The following is a 351-nucleotide window of genomic DNA, read 5'->3' as shown; positions in this document are numbered from 1 at the left end:
GGAATCGTGATCATGACCATCCTGCAGAGCTACGCCCAGGGCACCGAAGTGTGGGGCAACAAGGGCATGGGAATGCTGCACTCGGCCTCGAACGTGAAGGTCTACGGCGGCGGCTGTGAAGTCGCCGTCGACGACAACTACCTCCGATCGCTGTCCACCGCGATCGGGGAGCACTGGGCATACAGCGGATCGGTCTCCTCCGGGCGCGGAGGCCGCTCCACGTCACGTCAGCGCACGAAGATCACCACCTTCACCGAGTCCGAACTCGAAGAACTGCCCCGCGGCCGCGCGATCGTCCGCTCGTCCGGGAACCGGGCCACCCTCGTCAAGACCGTGCCCTGGTGGGAGGGC

The 351-nt window shown here is 66.1% G+C and carries 1 protein-coding gene; it reads left to right on the top strand.

Features of this window, described 5'->3' with window-relative positions; all coding sequences use genetic code 11:
- Positions 1 to 12: 12 nt before the first annotated feature.
- The coding region (locus MLGJGCBP_RS44395) for a TraM recognition domain-containing protein (protein ID WP_236581704.1) at positions 13 to 351 on the top strand (339 nt) is incomplete at its 3' end.

This window comes from Rhodococcus sp. T7, from assembly GCF_009872365.1.
Classification (GTDB): domain Bacteria; phylum Actinomycetota; class Actinomycetes; order Mycobacteriales; family Mycobacteriaceae; genus Rhodococcus_F.
The sequence above is the reverse complement of the archived record's forward strand: the minus strand, read 5'-3'. Positions and strand labels throughout refer to the sequence as shown.